17 protein-coding genes are annotated in these 14,448 nt (G+C 71.5%); 7 read left to right on the top strand and 10 right to left on the bottom strand.

Translation table 11 applies throughout. The features are described 5' to 3' along the window. Positions 1-20 precede the first annotated feature (20 nt). The 3 genes from PV342_RS17515 to PV342_RS17525 form a co-directional block, all read right to left on the bottom strand. Positions 21-263, bottom strand: a complete 243-nt coding sequence (locus PV342_RS17515) for a hypothetical protein (protein WP_500317794.1) — start codon at positions 261-263, stop codon at positions 21-23. A gap of 169 nt (positions 264-432) precedes the next feature. Beyond that, positions 433-555 (bottom strand): SGM_5486 family transporter-associated protein, encoded by a 123-nt coding sequence (locus tag PV342_RS17520; RefSeq protein WP_018560581.1) that lies wholly within the window; start codon positions 553-555, stop codon positions 433-435. Positions 556-601: 46 nt separating this feature from the next. Further along, the gene (locus PV342_RS17525; RefSeq protein WP_500317796.1) at positions 602-1,873 is read right to left on the bottom strand and encodes a CynX/NimT family MFS transporter; all 1,272 of its coding nucleotides are present in this window, start codon (positions 1,871-1,873) and stop codon (positions 602-604) included. A 43-nt stretch (positions 1,874-1,916) separates the two neighbouring features. On the opposite strand from PV342_RS17525, the gene PV342_RS17530 reads away from it, so the two are divergent. Beyond that, positions 1,917-2,597 carry a FadR/GntR family transcriptional regulator gene (locus tag PV342_RS17530; protein WP_018560583.1) on the top strand — a complete coding sequence of 227 codons (681 nt, stop codon included), beginning with the start codon at positions 1,917-1,919 and terminating at the stop codon, positions 2,595-2,597. On the opposite strand, the gene PV342_RS17535 is transcribed toward PV342_RS17530, so the two are convergent. The 3 genes from PV342_RS17535 to fabG form a co-directional block, all read right to left on the bottom strand. Continuing rightward, positions 2,578-2,910, bottom strand: a complete 333-nt coding sequence (locus PV342_RS17535) for a hypothetical protein (protein WP_400801823.1) — start codon at positions 2,908-2,910, stop codon at positions 2,578-2,580. The genes PV342_RS17530 and PV342_RS17535 overlap by 20 nt on opposite strands. Positions 2,911-3,030: 120 nt before the next feature. Continuing rightward, complete coding sequence (fabI, locus tag PV342_RS17540; RefSeq protein WP_026251288.1) at positions 3,031-3,798, bottom strand: enoyl-ACP reductase FabI; 768 nt, start codon at positions 3,796-3,798, stop codon at positions 3,031-3,033. A gap of 4 nt (positions 3,799-3,802) precedes the next feature. Beyond that, complete coding sequence (fabG, locus tag PV342_RS17545) at positions 3,803-4,507, bottom strand: 3-oxoacyl-[acyl-carrier-protein] reductase (RefSeq protein WP_500317799.1); 705 nt, start codon at positions 4,505-4,507, stop codon at positions 3,803-3,805. Positions 4,508-4,701: 194 nt separating this feature from the next. Between fabG and PV342_RS17550 the strand changes: the two genes are divergently transcribed. From PV342_RS17550 to PV342_RS17560, 3 genes are read left to right on the top strand one after another with little or no spacing between them, the layout of a single operon-like run. Next, positions 4,702-6,225 (top strand): TldD/PmbA family protein, encoded by a 1,524-nt coding sequence (locus PV342_RS17550; protein ID WP_386997093.1) that lies wholly within the window; start codon positions 4,702-4,704, stop codon positions 6,223-6,225. Continuing rightward, positions 6,222-7,613, top strand: a complete 1,392-nt coding sequence (locus PV342_RS17555) for a metallopeptidase TldD-related protein (protein ID WP_500317801.1) — start codon at positions 6,222-6,224, stop codon at positions 7,611-7,613. The genes PV342_RS17550 and PV342_RS17555 overlap by 4 nt, the downstream gene beginning before the upstream one ends. Before the next feature lie 20 nt (positions 7,614-7,633). Further along, positions 7,634-8,185: an RNA 2'-phosphotransferase gene (locus PV342_RS17560; protein WP_018560589.1), complete on the top strand. Its 552-nt coding sequence runs from the start codon at positions 7,634-7,636 to the stop codon at positions 8,183-8,185. Positions 8,186-8,219: 34 nt separating this feature from the next. On the opposite strand, the gene PV342_RS17565 is transcribed toward PV342_RS17560, so the two are convergent. Continuing rightward, the gene (locus tag PV342_RS17565; protein ID WP_386997058.1) at positions 8,220-8,501 is read right to left on the bottom strand and encodes a GlsB/YeaQ/YmgE family stress response membrane protein; all 282 of its coding nucleotides are present in this window, start codon (positions 8,499-8,501) and stop codon (positions 8,220-8,222) included. Between the two features lie 178 nt (positions 8,502-8,679). On the opposite strand from PV342_RS17565, the gene PV342_RS17570 reads away from it, so the two are divergent. Further along, entirely contained in the window at positions 8,680-9,042 is a 363-nt protein-coding gene (locus PV342_RS17570) for a DUF3099 domain-containing protein (RefSeq protein WP_500317804.1), read from the top strand. 190 nt (positions 9,043-9,232) lie between these two features. Continuing rightward, positions 9,233-9,457 (top strand): hypothetical protein, encoded by a 225-nt coding sequence (locus PV342_RS17575; RefSeq protein ID WP_026251290.1) that lies wholly within the window; start codon positions 9,233-9,235, stop codon positions 9,455-9,457. Here the strand turns inward: PV342_RS17575 and moaA are convergent. The 3 genes from moaA to PV342_RS17590 all read right to left on the bottom strand — a co-directional run bounded on the left by moaA (position 9,440) and on the right by PV342_RS17590 (position 12,565). Beyond that, positions 9,440-10,429, bottom strand: a complete 990-nt coding sequence (moaA, locus tag PV342_RS17580; protein WP_386997057.1) for a GTP 3',8-cyclase MoaA — start codon at positions 10,427-10,429, stop codon at positions 9,440-9,442. The genes PV342_RS17575 and moaA overlap by 18 nt on opposite strands. Positions 10,430-10,523: 94 nt before the next feature. Next, complete coding sequence (locus tag PV342_RS17585) at positions 10,524-12,161, bottom strand: monocarboxylic acid transporter (protein WP_500317806.1); 1,638 nt, start codon at positions 12,159-12,161, stop codon at positions 10,524-10,526. Continuing rightward, positions 12,158-12,565, bottom strand: coding sequence for a DUF485 domain-containing protein (locus PV342_RS17590; protein WP_392605870.1), 408 nt, complete (start codon positions 12,563-12,565; stop codon positions 12,158-12,160). The genes PV342_RS17585 and PV342_RS17590 overlap by 4 nt, the downstream gene beginning before the upstream one ends. A gap of 303 nt (positions 12,566-12,868) precedes the next feature. On the opposite strand from PV342_RS17590, the gene PV342_RS17595 reads away from it, so the two are divergent. Next, positions 12,869-14,401 carry a S8 family peptidase gene (locus PV342_RS17595; protein ID WP_500317808.1) on the top strand — a complete coding sequence of 511 codons (1,533 nt, stop codon included), beginning with the start codon at positions 12,869-12,871 and terminating at the stop codon, positions 14,399-14,401. Positions 14,402-14,448 lie beyond the last annotated feature (47 nt).

The raw sequence follows: 14,448 nt of genomic DNA on the forward strand, positions 1-14,448 counted from the left end.
CACGGTTCGCCGCGGGAGGGTCACAGCAGGTGCTGCAGGAGCCCCGGGAGCCCTTGGCCGACCGCGTGCAGGAGCTGTCCGACGGGCTCCGCGGCCGAGGCCTCCGTGGCCCCCGGGCCCACGACCAGGGCGAGCAGCGCCGCGAAGGCGAGGGCGGGCAGGGCGAGCGCCCACCACGGCAGGCGCGTCTGCGTGCCGCCCCCGACCGCCGGGCGGGCGGCGCGGGTTCGCGGGGTACGCGAGGGAACAGCCTGCGTGGACACGGGGCGCCTCCGTGGGTCGGCCGGGGTGCCGGGACGTCGTCCCGCCTTGCACCACGACGCTACGGAAACGCGGCCGCCGGTCCCATCGGGTGGCCCACCCACTTGACCCTGACCCTGGCCCCCCAGGGGAGGTGGGGTTGTCCCTACCCCGGGTCTCGGGGGGGGCGGGTCAGCCGAACTTGGCGCCGATGACGGCGATCACCGCGACGAAGGCGGGGACGGCCATCATCAGGCCGAAGACGATCAGGAGCTTCTTCTGCGGCTGCGGGGGGTCGGGCTCGAGCACGGGCATGCCGCCCAGTCTCGCATCCGTCGCTGCCGCCCTCACACGCGGGTGGTCAGAGCTCGTCCTCCACGGCGCGGTCGCGGCCGGCGACCACACCCGCGGCGATCTGCGGCACCAGCAGGGCCAGCATGAAGGCCACCGGCAGGTCCCAGCCGCCGGTGTGCTGGTAGAGGGTGCCGACGAGGATCGGACCGGGGATGGAGAGCAGGTAGCCGGTGCACTGCGCGAAGGCGGACAGCCGCACGACCCCGCCGCCGGTGCGCGAGCGCATCCCGATCATGGTGAGCGCGAGGGGGAACGAGCAGTTGGAGATGCCCAGCAGCAGGGCCCACACCCAGGGCGCGGCGGCCGGGGCCGCCCACAGTCCGCCGTAGCCGGCGATCCCGAACAGGCCGAGGCCGACGGCGAGTCCGCCCTGGTGCCGCATCCGGCCGGCGAGCGCGGGCAGCACGAAGGAGAGCGGCACGCCCATCACCATGGTGACGGCGAGCAGCACACCCGCGGTGGAGGCGGAGACCCCGGCGTCTCGGAAGATCTGCGGGAGCCACCCCATGGTGATGTACGCACCCGTGGCCTGGAGCCCGAAGTAGACGGCGAGCGCCCAGGCGGTGCGGCTGCGGGCGATGCTGCGGGCCTGCGCCCGCTCCGGGGCCGCGGCCTGCGGGGAGGCGGCGGGGGCCGGGCCCCGGTCGCGGACGAGGGCGAGCCAGGGCAGTACGGCGACGGCGGCGAGCACGCCCCAGGCCGCGAGGCCGAGCCGCCAGTCGCCGCCGAAGGCGCGGGTCGCCGGGACGGTCGCCGCGGCTGCGAGGGCGGTGCCCAGGGACAGGGCCATCGAGTAGAGACCGGTCATGGTGCCCACGCGGTCCGGGAACCAGCGCTTGACGACGACGGGCATCAGGACGTTGCCGACGGCTATGCCGCCCAGCGCGAGGGCGCTGGCGGCGAGGAAGGGCACCGTGCCGCCGGTGAACGGGCGGAGGAGGAGCCCCAGGGTGATCGCGACCAGACCCGCGCAGACCACGGCACCCGGGCCGCGGCGGCGGGCCAGCCGGGGCGCGGTCACCCCGAACACGGCGAAGCACAGCGCGGGGACGGAGGTGAGCAGGCCCGCGACGGCGCCGCTCATGCCGAGGCCGTCGCGGACCTCCTCCAGGAGCGCGCCGAGGCTGGTGATCGCGGGCCGCAGATTGAGTGCGGCGAGCACCAATGCGACGGCCACCAGGATCCGGGTGCGCCGTACGCCTTGCGCGGCGGTGGGGAGGTGTGCGGGCATGGTGGCCCGTTCCGTGGCAGGGTCGAGCGTCGCTTCGTCGTCACGCATGCCGACCATCATAGAATGATGGGATGAATGTCGAGGAGAGCCCATGCCCCTGACCTCGCCCCGGCGCTCCGCCCTGGCCGACCAGGTGATCGCGCAGCTGCGCGCCCAGATCACCTCCGGTGAGTGGCCGGTGGGGTCGCGGATCCCCACCGAGACCCAGTTGGTCGAGCAGCTGGGGGTGGCCCGCAACACCGTCCGCGAGGCGGTCCGGGCGCTCGCGCACAATGGACTGCTCGACATCCGGCAGGGCTCCGGCACCTATGTGCTGGCCACCAGCGAGCTGGCCGGGGTCATGCACCGCCGCTTCGCCGGCTCGGACCCGCAGCACGTCGCCGAGCTGCGCAGCGCCCTGGAGGCGTCCGCCGCCGCGCTCGCCGCGCGGCGCCGCACGGATCGCGACCTGAGGCAGCTGGACGCGGCCCTGGCACGGCGGGAACGTGCCTGGGAGTCGGGCCACGCCGAGGCCTTCGTCGACGCCGACGCGGCACTTCACCTGTCCGTCGTGGCGGCCTCGCACAACGAGGTCGTCGTCGAGCTCTACGCCGACCTCGGCGAGGTGCTGCGCGCGTTCCTGCGCGCGGACGTCGGCGAGGAGCTGCGCCCCGAGCAGTACGTGGACCACGCCCGGCTGGTCGAGGCGATCCGGGCCGGCGATCCGGAGGCGGCCTCCGCCGAAGCGTCGGCGCACGCCTTCAGCTGCCGGTTCAGCCCAGCGTCCCGGTGACCCAGATCTCCTGGATCTCCTTCCAGCAGCGGTCGCTCAGGGTGACAGTCTCGGCGGGTCCGACCGGGACGAGGACTCCGTCGACGTCCGGGTCCCACCACTGGAGGCACTCGATGTGCAGCTGAACGCGGTCCAGGTCGGGGTCGGGGTTGAAGCACACGGCGACGCCCTCGCTGCCCTGCACCGAGGTCCGGCACTCCGCGACGTCCGGCAGCCGTGCGGCGGCCCCCGCCGCGACCGCCGGGCCGACGCCCGCGGCGCACGCCGCGACCGCCGCCGCGGCGCACACATAGGCACGCACACAGGCACGCACGATGCACGGCCTCCCTCCGCTCACCCCCGGCTCTCCCCCGCACAGCCATCCTCCCGGCCCGCGGGCCCAGGCCACCCGGTCTGCTGGGCCGTACGCGAAGGGGCCGGGACGGCCGTGCGATCAGGCGCCCACCGCGTGCAGACCGCCGTCGACGTGGATGATCTCGCCCGTCGTCTTCGGGAACCAGTCGCTCAGCAGCGCGACGACACCGCGGCCGGCCGGCTCGGGGTCGGCGAGGTCCCACTCGAGCGGGGAGCGGTGGTTCCAGACGTCGGCCAGGTCGCTGAAGCCCGGGATGGACTTGGCGGCCATGGAGCCGATCGGTCCGGCCGAGATCAGGTTGCAGCGGATGTTCTGCTTGCCGAGGTCCCGGGCCATGTAACGGGACGTGGCCTCCAGCGCCGCCTTGGCCGGGCCCATCCAGTCGTACTGGGGCCAGGCGAACTGCGCGTCGAAGGTGAGGCCGACCACCGAGCCGCCCTCCTGCATCAGCGGCAGGCAGGCCATGGTGAGCGACTTCAGCGAGTACGCGGAGACGTGCATCGCGGTGGCGACCGACTCGAAGGGCGTGTTGAGGAAGTTGCCGCCGAGCGCGTCCTGCGGCGCGAAGCCGATGGAGTGCACGACGCCGTCGAGGCCGCCCAGCTCCTCGCCGACGACGTCGGCGAGGGAGGCCAGATGCTCGTCGTTGGTGACGTCGAGCTCGATGACCTTGACCGGCTTCGGCAGCTTCCTGGCGATGCGCTCGGTCAGCGTGGGCCGCGGGAACGCCGTGAGGATGATCTCGGCACCCTGCTCCTGGGCGAGCTTCGCGGTGTGGAAGGCGATGGAGGACTCCATCAGCACGCCGGTGATGAGAACGCGCTTTCCAGCGAGGATTCCACTCATGTGCTCAGTGACCCATGCCCAATCCGCCGTCGACGGGAATGACGGCTCCGGTGATGTATGCGGCTTCCTCGGAGGCGAGGAAGCGGACCGAGGCGGCGATCTCCTCGGGCTGCGCGTAACGGGCCAGCGGGACCTGGCCGACGATGTTCTGGCGCTGCTCGTCGGTGAGCACCCGGGTCATGTCGGTGTCGACGAAGCCGGGGGCGACCACGTTGACCGTGATGTTGCGGGAGCCGAGCTCACGGGCCAGCGAGCGCGCGAAACCGACCAGACCGGCCTTGGACGCGGCGTAGTTCGCCTGTCCCGCCTGGCCCGTCAGGCCCACCACGGAGGAGATCAGCACGACGCGGCCCTTGCGGGCGCGCAGCATCTTCCTCACCGCGGCCTTGACCACGCGGAAGGTGCCGGTCAGGTTGGTGTCCAGGACCGACGTGAAGTCGTCGTCGGACATCCGCAGCAGCAGCTGGTCGCGCGTGACGCCGGCGTTGGCCACCAGCACCTCGACCGCGCCCTGCTGGGCCTCGATCTCCTTGAACGCCCGCTCGACCTGCTCACCGTCGGTGATGTCGCACTTGACGGCGAAGAACCCCTCGGGTGGCTCGCCCGAGCGGTAGGTGACGGCGACCTTGTCGCCCGCGTCGGCGAACGCTCGGGCGATGGCGAGGCCGATGCCCCGGTTTCCTCCGGTGACGAGAACCGAGCGGCTCAACGGATCACCCTTTCCCTAGAGGTCTGGTACTCCAGAAAACTATCTGCCTACCTCGCGGTACGTGGAATCGACCCCCGACAGGGGCATGTGCGAGTCGCTGTCGAGTCCCTACAGAAAACCGCAGGCGGGCGGATTGTCAGAGCGGCATGATTCACTGCGGAGACGTCGACGACTGGACAGAAGGGGAGGCCGACGTGCCCCACGAGGTCGATCAGTCATTCCTGGCGCTGCCGCTCAGGGCGCTCGCCGACGCGGCGCTGGCACGGGCCCGCGCGCTGGGCGCCGAACACGCCGACTTCCGCTTCGAGCGGGTGCGCAGCGCCTCGTGGCGACTGCGCGACGGGAGGGCGTCCGGCTCGTCCGACACCACGGACGTCGGCTACGCGGTGCGCGTGGTGCACGGCGGGGCGTGGGGTTTCGCCTCCGGGGTCGACCTGACCATGGACGCCGCGGCGCGCGTGGCCGGGCGGGCGGTGGCGATGGCGAAGCTGTCGGCCAAGGTGATCGCGGCGGCGGGCTCCGACGAGCGGGTGGAGCTGGCGGCCGAGCCGGTCCACCCCGACCGGGTGTGGGTCTCCTCGTACGAGGTCGACCCCTTCGATGTGCCCGATGCCGACAAGACGGGTCTGCTGTCCGAGTGGAGCGGGCGGCTGCTGGCCGCCGACGGCGTGTCGCACGTCGACGCCTCCCTGATGACCGTCCACGAGAACAAGTTCTACGCGGACACCGCGGGGACGACCACGACCCAGCAGCGGGTGCGGGTCCACCCCGAGCTGACCGCCGTCGCCGTGGACCCGAAGTCCGGCGGGTTCGACTCGATGCGGACCCTGGCGCCGCCCGCCGGTCGCGGCTGGGAGTACCTGACCGGCACCGGTTGGGACTGGGACGCGGAGCTCGCGGAGATCCCCGGGCTGCTCGCCGAGAAGATGGCGGCGCCGTCGGTGGAGGCCGGCTCGTACGACCTCGTGGTCGACCCGTCGAACCTGTGGCTGACCATCCACGAGTCCATCGGCCACGCCACCGAGCTGGACCGCGCGCTGGGTTACGAGGCCGCCTACGCGGGCACCTCGTTCGCCACCTTCGACCAGCTGGGCAAGCTGCGGTACGGCTCCGCGCACATGAACGTCACCGGCGACCGCACCGCCGAGCACGGCCTGGCGACCGTCGGCTACGACGACGAGGGCGTCGCCGGTCAGTCCTGGGATCTGGTCAAGGACGGCGTCCTGGTCGGCTACCAGCTCGACCGCAGGATCGCCCGGCTCACCGGCTTCGAGCGCTCCAACGGCTGCGCGTACGCGGACTCCCCCGGTCATGTGCCGGTGCAGCGGATGGCGAACGTGTCGCTGCTGCCCGCGCCGGACGGGCCGTCGACGCAGGAGCTGATCGGCGGCGTCGAGCGCGGCATCTACGTCGTGGGCGACCGCTCGTGGTCGATCGACATGCAGCGCTACAACTTCCAGTTCACCGGTCAGCGCTTCTTCAGGATCGAGAACGGCCGGCTGGCCGGGCAGTTGCGCGACGTCGCCTACCAGGCCACCACCACCGACTTCTGGGGCTCCATGGAGGCCGTCGGCGGGCCGCAGACCTACGTCCTGGGCGGGGCCTTCAACTGCGGCAAGGCCCAGCCGGGACAGGTCGCCGCCGTCTCGCACGGCTGCCCCTCCGCGCTCTTCCGAGGCGTCAACATCCTCAACACCACACAGGAGGCCGGTCGATGAGCTCCGTTTCGAAGCCCCACGAGATCGTCGAGCGCGCCCTGGAGCTGTCCCGGGCGGACGGCTGCGTCGTCATCGCCGACGAGGACTCCTCGGCCAACCTGCGCTGGGCGGGCAACGCCCTGACCACCAACGGCGTGACGCGGGGCCGCACCCTGACCGTGGTCGCCACGGTGGACGGCGCCCAGGGCACCGCCTCGGGCGTGGTGTCCCGCGCCGCGGTCACCGCGGACGAACTGGAGCCGCTGGTACGGGCCGCGGAGGCGGCCGCGCGTGCCGCCGGCCCCGCCGAGGACGCCCAGCCGCTGGTCGAGGGGGTGCCGGAGAGCGCCTCCTTCACCGAGCCGCCGGCCGAGACCTCCTCCGAGGTGTTCGCCGCCTTCGCGCCCGCCCTGGGCGAGTCCTTCGCCGCGGCGCGGGCCGGCGGCCGGAGGCTGTACGGATTCGCGTACCACTCCGTCACCTCCACCTACCTGGGCACGTCCTCGGGGCTGCGGCTCCGTCACGACCAGCCCAGCGGCACCCTGGAGCTCAACGCCAAGTCCGAGGACATGTCCCGCTCGGCGTGGGCCGGTGCCGCCACCCGCGACTTCACCGACGTCGACCCGGCGGCCCTCGACGCCGACCTGGCTCAGCGCCTGGCCTGGGCCGAACGCCGGATCGACCTGCCCGCCGGGCGGTACGAGACCCTGCTGCCGCCGTCCGCCGTGGCGGACCTGGTGATCTACCAGCAGTGGAGCGCCGCGGCCCGGGACGCGGCGGAGGGCCGTACGGTCTTCAGCCGGCCGGGCGGGGGCACCCGGGTCGGCGAGCAGCTCTCGGAACTGCCGCTGACGCTGCGCAGCGACCCGAACGAACCGGGGCTGGAGTCGGCGCCGTTCGTGATCGCGCACGCCTCGGGCGACACCGCGTCGGTCTTCGACAACGGGCTGCCCGTCGAGGCGACCGACTGGGTGCGCGAGGGCGTGCTCAACCGGCTGTCCACCACCCGGCACAGCGCCGGTCTGACCGGGCTGCCGTTCGCGCCGTCCGGGGGCAACCTGATCCTGGACGGCGGCGGCAAGCGGTCGCTGGAGGAGATGGTCGCGGACACCGAGCGCGGCCTGCTGCTGACCTGCCTGTGGTACATCCGCGAGGTGGATCCGGCCACCCTGCTGCTGACCGGGCTGACCCGGGACGGGGTCTACCTGGTGGAGGGCGGCGAGGTGACCGGTGCGGTGAACAACTTCCGGTTCAACGAGTCGCCGGTGGACCTGCTGGGCCGGGCCACCGAGGTGGGCCGCACCGAGCGGACGCTGCCGCGCGAGTGGAGCGACTGGTTCACCCGGGCCGCGTTCCCGGCGATGCGGGTCCCGGACTTCAACATGAGCTCGGTCAGCCAGGGGGTCTGACCAGGACGACGGGTGGGGCGATGGACGAGAAGCAGACGGTCAAGGTCTCGAAGTTTCTGGCGCGGGTGCTGCGGCACGACCCGGCCTCGATCGGGATCACCCTCGACGAGGCCGGCTGGGTGGACGTGGACGAGCTGATCGCCGCGTCCCACCGGGCCGGCCGGCGTTTCTCGCGCGCCGACCTCGATCACGTCGTGGCCGCCAACAACAAGAAGAGGTACGCCTTTTCCGACGACGGGCGGCGGATCAGGGCCAGCCAGGGGCACTCGGTCGAGGTCGACCTCGGGCTGTCCCCGGCGGATCCGCCGGCCGTCCTCTTCCACGGCACGGCGAGCACCACCCTGCCGATCGTGCTGCGCGAGGGGCTCAAGCCGATGTCCCGGCAGGACGTCCACCTGTCCGCGGACGTGGAGACGGCCGTGCGCGTCGGTGCGCGGCACGGCCGTCCGGTGGTGCTGGCGGTGGACGCGGCGGGGCTGGCCGCCACGGGCCACGTGTTCCGGGTGAGCGCCAACGGAGTGTGGCTCACCGACCTGGTGCCGCCGACCCATCTGCGGCAGCACGCCCACTGAGCGGGGCGCCCTGGCGGGCGGCCGGTACGTCCTGTCAGCCGGCCGTACGGCGCCGCCTGCCGCGGACCGAGGCCCACAGCGGGGTGATCACGGCGACCACGAGGATCGCGCCCAGGATCTGCAGCACGTGACGGATCCAGTCGACGCCGCTGGTGTGCCGTACACCGATCCATCCGGCGACCGCGTTGCCCAGGAAGGCGCCGAGGATGCCGCAGATGATGGTGAGCCACCAGGGGATGTCCTGCCTCCCCGGCAGGAGCAGCTTCGCCAGGAAGCCGAGCACGATGCCGACGATGATCGCCCAGAACCAGTTCATGCGGTCAGTTTCGGCGTGGCCCGGGTACGACGCATGCGGAAGGCGGCCATACGCCGTACGGCGGGTGCTGTCACACCCTGGCGGCCTCCCCGGTCTCCACTGCGACGGACCCACGGCGTAACGTGGGTCGTGCCGGAACCGGGTGGCTTCCGGCGCTTCGAGCAGGTGGTGGAACGTGATGCGGAAGCGGAGCGGTACCGAGGTCTTCCGGATCACCGGGACCGCGGCGGGGCTCACCGAGGACGTCCGCGGAAGGCAGCGGCGCTACATCATCTCGATGTCGGTCCGCACCCTGTCGTTCATCCTGGCGGTCGTCCTGTGGAACGTCTCGACGCCCCTGGCCTGGATCGCGCTGGTGCTCGGTCTGGTGCTGCCGTACGTCGCGGTCGTCATCGCCAACGCGGGCCGGGAGAACGCCCCGGGGCTGCCGTCGGCCCGGATCGCGCCGCCGGTCCCGCCGGCGCTCGGCCCCGGTGAACCGCTGCTGCCGGCGGAGCGGACCCGGGAAGAGGACGGACGGCGTCGTTCCGGTCAGGCCTGAACCTTTTCCCCGCTCCGGCCACGCTCCGAAGCTCAAGAAAACCTCAGATCAATCATGAGGATCCACTGCACTGGGGGCCTTGCCGCGTGGCATACTGCGTACGCGCTCCGCATCCCCCGTCGGAGCGACGGACCGACGCCGGGCGGCTCCCCCCGTGGCTGCCCGGCGTCGCCATGTTTGGATGGGGTTCGTGACCGACGAATCCCCGATCTGCTCCGCCAAGGGTTGCCGCGCCCCCGCCGTGTGGGTACTCGCCTGGAACAACCCGAAGATCCACACACCCGAGCGCCGCAAGACCTGGCTGGCGTGCGAGGAACACCGCGAACACCTGTCGTCGTTCCTGGGCGTCCGCGGTTTCCTGAAGGACGTCGTGCCCTTCGACGAGTGGGAGACGAGCTCAGCCGCCGATGGCTGACATGGGCCGCTCGGGCTGCAGGAACGTGGGGTCGTCCAGGCCGGAGCCGGCCTTCTTGCCCCACATCGCGGTGCGCCAGAGTTCGGCGATCTCCTCGTCGGAGCCGCCGGAGCGCAGCGCGCCGCGCAGATCGCTCTCCTCGCGCGCGAACAGGCAGTTGCGCACCTGACCGTCCGCGGTGAGCCGGGTGCGGTCGCAGGCCCGGCAGAAGGGCCGCGTGACGGAGGCGATCACACCGACCCGGGCGGGGCCGCCGTCCACCAGCCAGCGTTCGGCGGGGGCGTGGCCGCGGGCCTCGTCCGCCTCGGGGGTCAGGGTGAAGCGGGTCCGCAGGCTCTCCAGGATCTCCTGGGCGGTGACCATGTCGCTGCGCTGCCAGCCGTGCTGGGCGTCGAGCGGCATCTGCTCGATGAAGCGCAGCTCGTAGTCGTGCTCCAGGGCCCAGGCCAGCAGCTCGGGGGCCTCGTCGTCGTTGATGCCGCGCATCAGGACGGTGTTGACCTTGACCGGGGTCAGTCCCGCGGCATGGGCGGCCTCCAGGCCGCGGACGACGTCCTCGTGCCGCTTGCGTCGGGTGAGGGTCTGGAAGACGTCGGGCCGCAGGGTGTCCAAGGAGACGTTCACCCGGTCCAGCCCGGCCCCGCGCAGCGCGGCCGCGGTACGGGCGAGGCCTATGCCGTTGGTGGTGAGGGAGAGCTTGGGGCGGGGCTCCAGCTCCGCGCAGCGCTCGACGATGCCGACGAGGCCGGGGCGGAGCAGGGGCTCGCCCCCGGTGAAGCGGACGTCCTTGACGCCGAGCGTGGTGACGGCGATCCGCACGAGCCGGACGATCTCGTCGTCGGTGAGCAGCTCCGGCTTGCCGAGCCACTGCAGGCCCTCCTCGGGCATGCAGTAGGTGCACCGCAGATTGCACCGGTCGGTGAGCGAGACCCTGAGGTCGGTCGCGATCCGGCCGTAGGTGTCGATCAGCACGGCGCGCCTCCCTTAGAGGGTCCGGTCGGTGGGACGTCAGTGCCGTCCCGTTACTTTGCAGCCTACGGGACGGCACTGACGTTCAACAGTCTGTTTAATGCGCTCCGGCTCCGGTGAGGGAGCGGACCTCCAGCTCCGCGTACTTGCGGTCGGCGTCCTCTTCCGGCTTGGACAGGAGCGTGCCCACCACACCGAGCAGGAAACCGACGGGGATGGAGATGATCCCGGGGTTCTCCAGCGGGAACCAGTGGAAGTCCACGCCGGGGAACATCGCGGTCGCCTTGCCCGAGACCACGGGGGAGAAGACCACCAGGAACACGGAGGTGACCAGGCCGCCGTAGATGCTCCACAGCGCCCCGGTGGTGTTGAAGCGCTTCCAGAACAGGCTGTAGAGGAGCGTCGGCAGGTTCGCGGATGCCGCGACGGCGAAGGCCAGGGCGACCAGGAAGGCGATGTTGAGCTTGCCCGCGAAGATGCCGAGCAGGATCGCCACGGCCCCGATGGCCACCGCGGCGATCTTCGCCGCCGCGACCTCCTCCTTCTCGCTCGCCGTGCCCTTGCGGATGACGTTGGCGTACAGGTCGTGCGCGAAGGACGACGAGGAGGCGAGGGTGAGGCCCGCGACCACGGCCAGGATGGTGGCGAAGGCCACCGCGGAGATCACCGCCAGCAGGATCGCGCCGCCCGTGGAGCCCGCGCCACCGCCGATCTCCTGCGCGAGCAGCGGGGCCGCCGTGTTGCCGGCCGCGTTGGAGGTGGTGATCGTCTCCGGGGTGAGCAGCGCGGCCGCCCCGAAACCCAGCGCGATCGTCATCAGGTAGAAGCAGCCGATGATGCCGATCGCCCAGTTCACCGAGGTGCGGGCGGCCCGGGCGGTGGGCACCGTGTAGAAGCGGATCAGGATGTGCGGCAGACCGGCCGTGCCGAGGACGAGGGCCAGGCCCAGCGAGATGAAGTCGATCTTCGAGGTCGCCGTGACGCCGTACTTCAGGCCCGGCTCCAGGAACGCCGCCCCCTTGCCGCTCTTGTCCGCGGCCGCACCGAGCAGCGAGGACAGGTTCCAGTTGAACTTGGCGAAGACCAGGAACGTGATCAGCAAGGTCCCGCCGATCAGCAGCACCGCCTTGACCATCTGCACCCAGGTGGTGCCCTTCATGCCGCCGATGGTCACGTACAGCACCATGACGACGCCGACGAGGATGACGATCAAACGGCGCGGCCCCTCACCGGTGATGCCGAGCAGCAGCGCCACCAGGGCGCCCGCGCCGACCATCTGGGCCAGCAGGTAGAAGATGCTGACGACGATGGTCGAGATGCCCGCGGCCGTGCGCACCGGGCGCTGCCGCAGCCGGAAGGCGAGGGCGTCGGCCATGGTGAACCGGCCGGAGTTGCGCAGCGGTTCGGCGACCAGCAGCAGCGCCACCAGCCAGGCGACGAGGAAGCCGATCGAGTAGAGGAAGCCGTCGTAGCCGACGAGGGCGATGGAGCCGGCGATACCCAGGAAGGACGCGGCCGACATGTAGTCGCCGGAGATCGCCAGGCCGTTCTGGAAGCCGCTGAAGGAGCGGCCGCCGGCGTAGAAGTCGGTGGCGTCCTTGGTCTGGCGGCCCGCCCAGACGGTGATGCCGAGCGTCGCGACGACGAAGACCGAGAACAGGGTGATGATCAGCGGCCGGTGCTCGCTCGCGCCGACCGCGACCACCTGGACTCCCGTGGTGTGCAGCGCGGTCATGCGGTGGCCTCCGTGCTCTCGGTGTCGTCGGTGTCGTCGGTGTCGTCGGCGCCCCGGGTGCCGGGGCCTTCCAGGCGCGCCTTGATGGCGTCGGCGCGGGAGTCGAGCTTGGCGTTCGCGTGCCGGGAGTACCAGACGGCGATACCGAAGGTGGTGGCGAACTGCGCGAGCCCGAAGACGAGGGCGACATTGATGTGGCCCACGACCTTGGTGTCCATGAAGCCGCCGGCGTAGTTCGACAGCAGGACGTACAGCAGGTACCAGGTGATGAACGCGACCGTGAGCGGGAACGCGAACGAGCGGTACGAGCGGCGCAGTTGGGCGAACTCCGCGCTCGCCTGCACCTCGGCGTACGAGTCGGCAGACGGCGGACCGGAGCTTGCCGAAGGTCGTGCGGGGTCCACGATGCCTCCTGTGGGGGCGGAGTTTGAGAGGGCATGAGCAGGTGACGCGACCCGCGCGGGCGCACGGGGCGCCGACGTGAGCTACGTCACGTAAAGATCGGACCCGCGCATGGTAGAGGCGCAACCACGGCCTTCGACAGGGGGCGGTAGTTGAAAACTGGTTCTTCTTCGGCAACCGGAACCAGAGCTTTCTTTACCAATCCATTGATAGCGCGTGGACGGCGGCGATAGCTTCCAGCGTCATGTACCCGTCCAAGGGCAACTCGGCCCGCCAGGACGGGTGTTTGGACGATTGGAGATCCCATGGCTCCACTGCCCGGACGGCGCCGCGCCTTCGCGATACCCATCGGATTCGCGGTGGCGAGTGCCCTCGCCTTCCTGCCGAACGCCGCCTCGGCCGCCACCGCCGGATCCGCCTCGAACGGCGGCGGTGCCGCGTACGACGGCCCGACACTGTCGTACGTGGTCAACACCAAGACCGACCGGGGAACCATCAAGTCCGTCGAGCGGGCCGTGTCCCGCAGCGGTGGTGACATCGTCACCACCTACGACCGGATCGGCGTGATCGTCGTCCACTCCGCGAACCCCGCGTTCGCCTCCGAGATGCGCAAGGTGCGCGGTGTGCAGACGGCCGGGGCGACCCGTACGGCCGCGCTGTCCACGGCGTCGACGACGGATCTGGGCGCGGTGCAGGAGATCACCGCCGCCGGCGCGGCCCGCGCGAAGGCCGCGGCCACCGCCGGGCAGGAGCCGATGGAGCCGGACCAGTGGGACCTGCCGGCCATCCAGGCCGACAAGGCCGCCCGGATCAACCCGGGCAGCCGCAAGGTCACGGTCGCCGTCATCGACACCGGCGTCGACGACACGCACCCGGACCTCACCGCCAACTTCTCGGCCTCGCAGTCCGCCAACTGCGTGGGCGGCAAGGCCGACACGAGCCCGGGCGCCTGGCGTCCCTACGTCCCGGAGGCCTACCACGGCACGCACGTCGCCGGTGAGATCGCCGCGGCGCGCAACGGGATCGGCGTGGCGGGTGTCGCCCCGGGCGTGAAGGTCGCCTCCATCAAGGTGGCCGACCCCGTCACCCAGCTGTTCTTCCCGGAGAGCGTGGTCTGCGCCTTCGTCTTCGCCGCCGACCACGGCGTCGAGATCACCAACAACAGCTACTACATCGACCCGTGGCTCTACAACTGCTTCGGCGACCCCGACCAGCGGGCCATCGTCGACGCCGTCAACCGGGCCGCGCAGTACTCCCACAAGAAGGGCGTGCTGAACGTCGCCTCGGCGGGCAACTCCAACCACGACCTCGACTCGCACGCGATCGAGGACGCGACGAGCCCCGACGACACCACCCCGGTCACCCGGACGATCGACCCGCACGTCTGCTGGGACCTCCCGACGCAGCTACCGGGCGTCGTCACCGTCTCCGCGACCGGTGTGCAGAAGCTGAAGTCGTACTACTCCAGCTACGGTCTGGGCGTCGTCGACGTCGCGGGCCCGGGCGGCGACCGCTACCAGATCCCCGCCACCCCCTCGGCCAACGGGCGCATCCTGTCGACGCTGCCCGGCAACACCTACGGCTATCTGCAGGGCACGTCGATGGCCAGCCCGCACGTGGCCGCCGTCGCCGCGCTCATCAAGAGCCGCCACCCGCACGCCTCCCCGCAGCAGCTGCAGGGGATGCTCAAGGCCCAGGCCGACGACCCGCGTTGCCCGACGGGTCTGTACGACCCGGACGGCAACGGTGTGCAGGACGCCACCTGCATCACGGGACGGCACGTGACCAGCTTCTACGGCCACGGCATCGTCGACGCCCTGGACGCCGTCACCAAGTGACGCGCCCCGCGTGACAGATGGAACGCCCGGCGGGGGATCCCGCCGGG

The sequence above is a fragment of the Streptomyces sp. PA03-3a genome (assembly GCF_033792735.1).
In the GTDB taxonomy this organism is placed as follows: domain Bacteria; phylum Actinomycetota; class Actinomycetes; order Streptomycetales; family Streptomycetaceae; genus Actinacidiphila.

Bases quoted from the DNA above. Each gene is read 5' to 3' on its own strand.
- PV342_RS17565 (WP_386997058.1), bottom strand. From the start codon at position 8,501: ATGAACTGGTTCTGGGCGATCATCGTCGGCATCGTGCTCGGCTTCCTG.
- PV342_RS17595 (WP_500317808.1), top strand. From the start codon at position 12,869: ATGGCTCCACTGCCCGGACGGCGCCGCGCCTTCGCGATACCCATCGGA.
- PV342_RS17525 (WP_500317796.1), bottom strand. From the start codon at position 1,873: ATGCGTGACGACGAAGCGACGCTCGACCCTGCCACGGAACGGGCCACC.
- fabI (WP_026251288.1), bottom strand. From the start codon at position 3,798: ATGAGTGGAATCCTCGCTGGAAAGCGCGTTCTCATCACCGGCGTGCTG.
- PV342_RS17585 (WP_500317806.1), bottom strand. From the start codon at position 12,161: ATGACCGCGCTGCACACCACGGGAGTCCAGGTGGTCGCGGTCGGCGCG.
- PV342_RS17520 (WP_018560581.1), bottom strand. From the start codon at position 555: ATGCCCGTGCTCGAGCCCGACCCCCCGCAGCCGCAGAAGAAGCTCCTG.
- PV342_RS17530 (WP_018560583.1), top strand. From the start codon at position 1,917: ATGCCCCTGACCTCGCCCCGGCGCTCCGCCCTGGCCGACCAGGTGATC.
- PV342_RS17555 (WP_500317801.1), top strand. From the start codon at position 6,222: ATGAGCTCCGTTTCGAAGCCCCACGAGATCGTCGAGCGCGCCCTGGAG.
- PV342_RS17570 (WP_500317804.1), top strand. From the start codon at position 8,680: ATGCGGAAGCGGAGCGGTACCGAGGTCTTCCGGATCACCGGGACCGCG.
- PV342_RS17560 (WP_018560589.1), top strand. From the start codon at position 7,634: ATGGACGAGAAGCAGACGGTCAAGGTCTCGAAGTTTCTGGCGCGGGTG.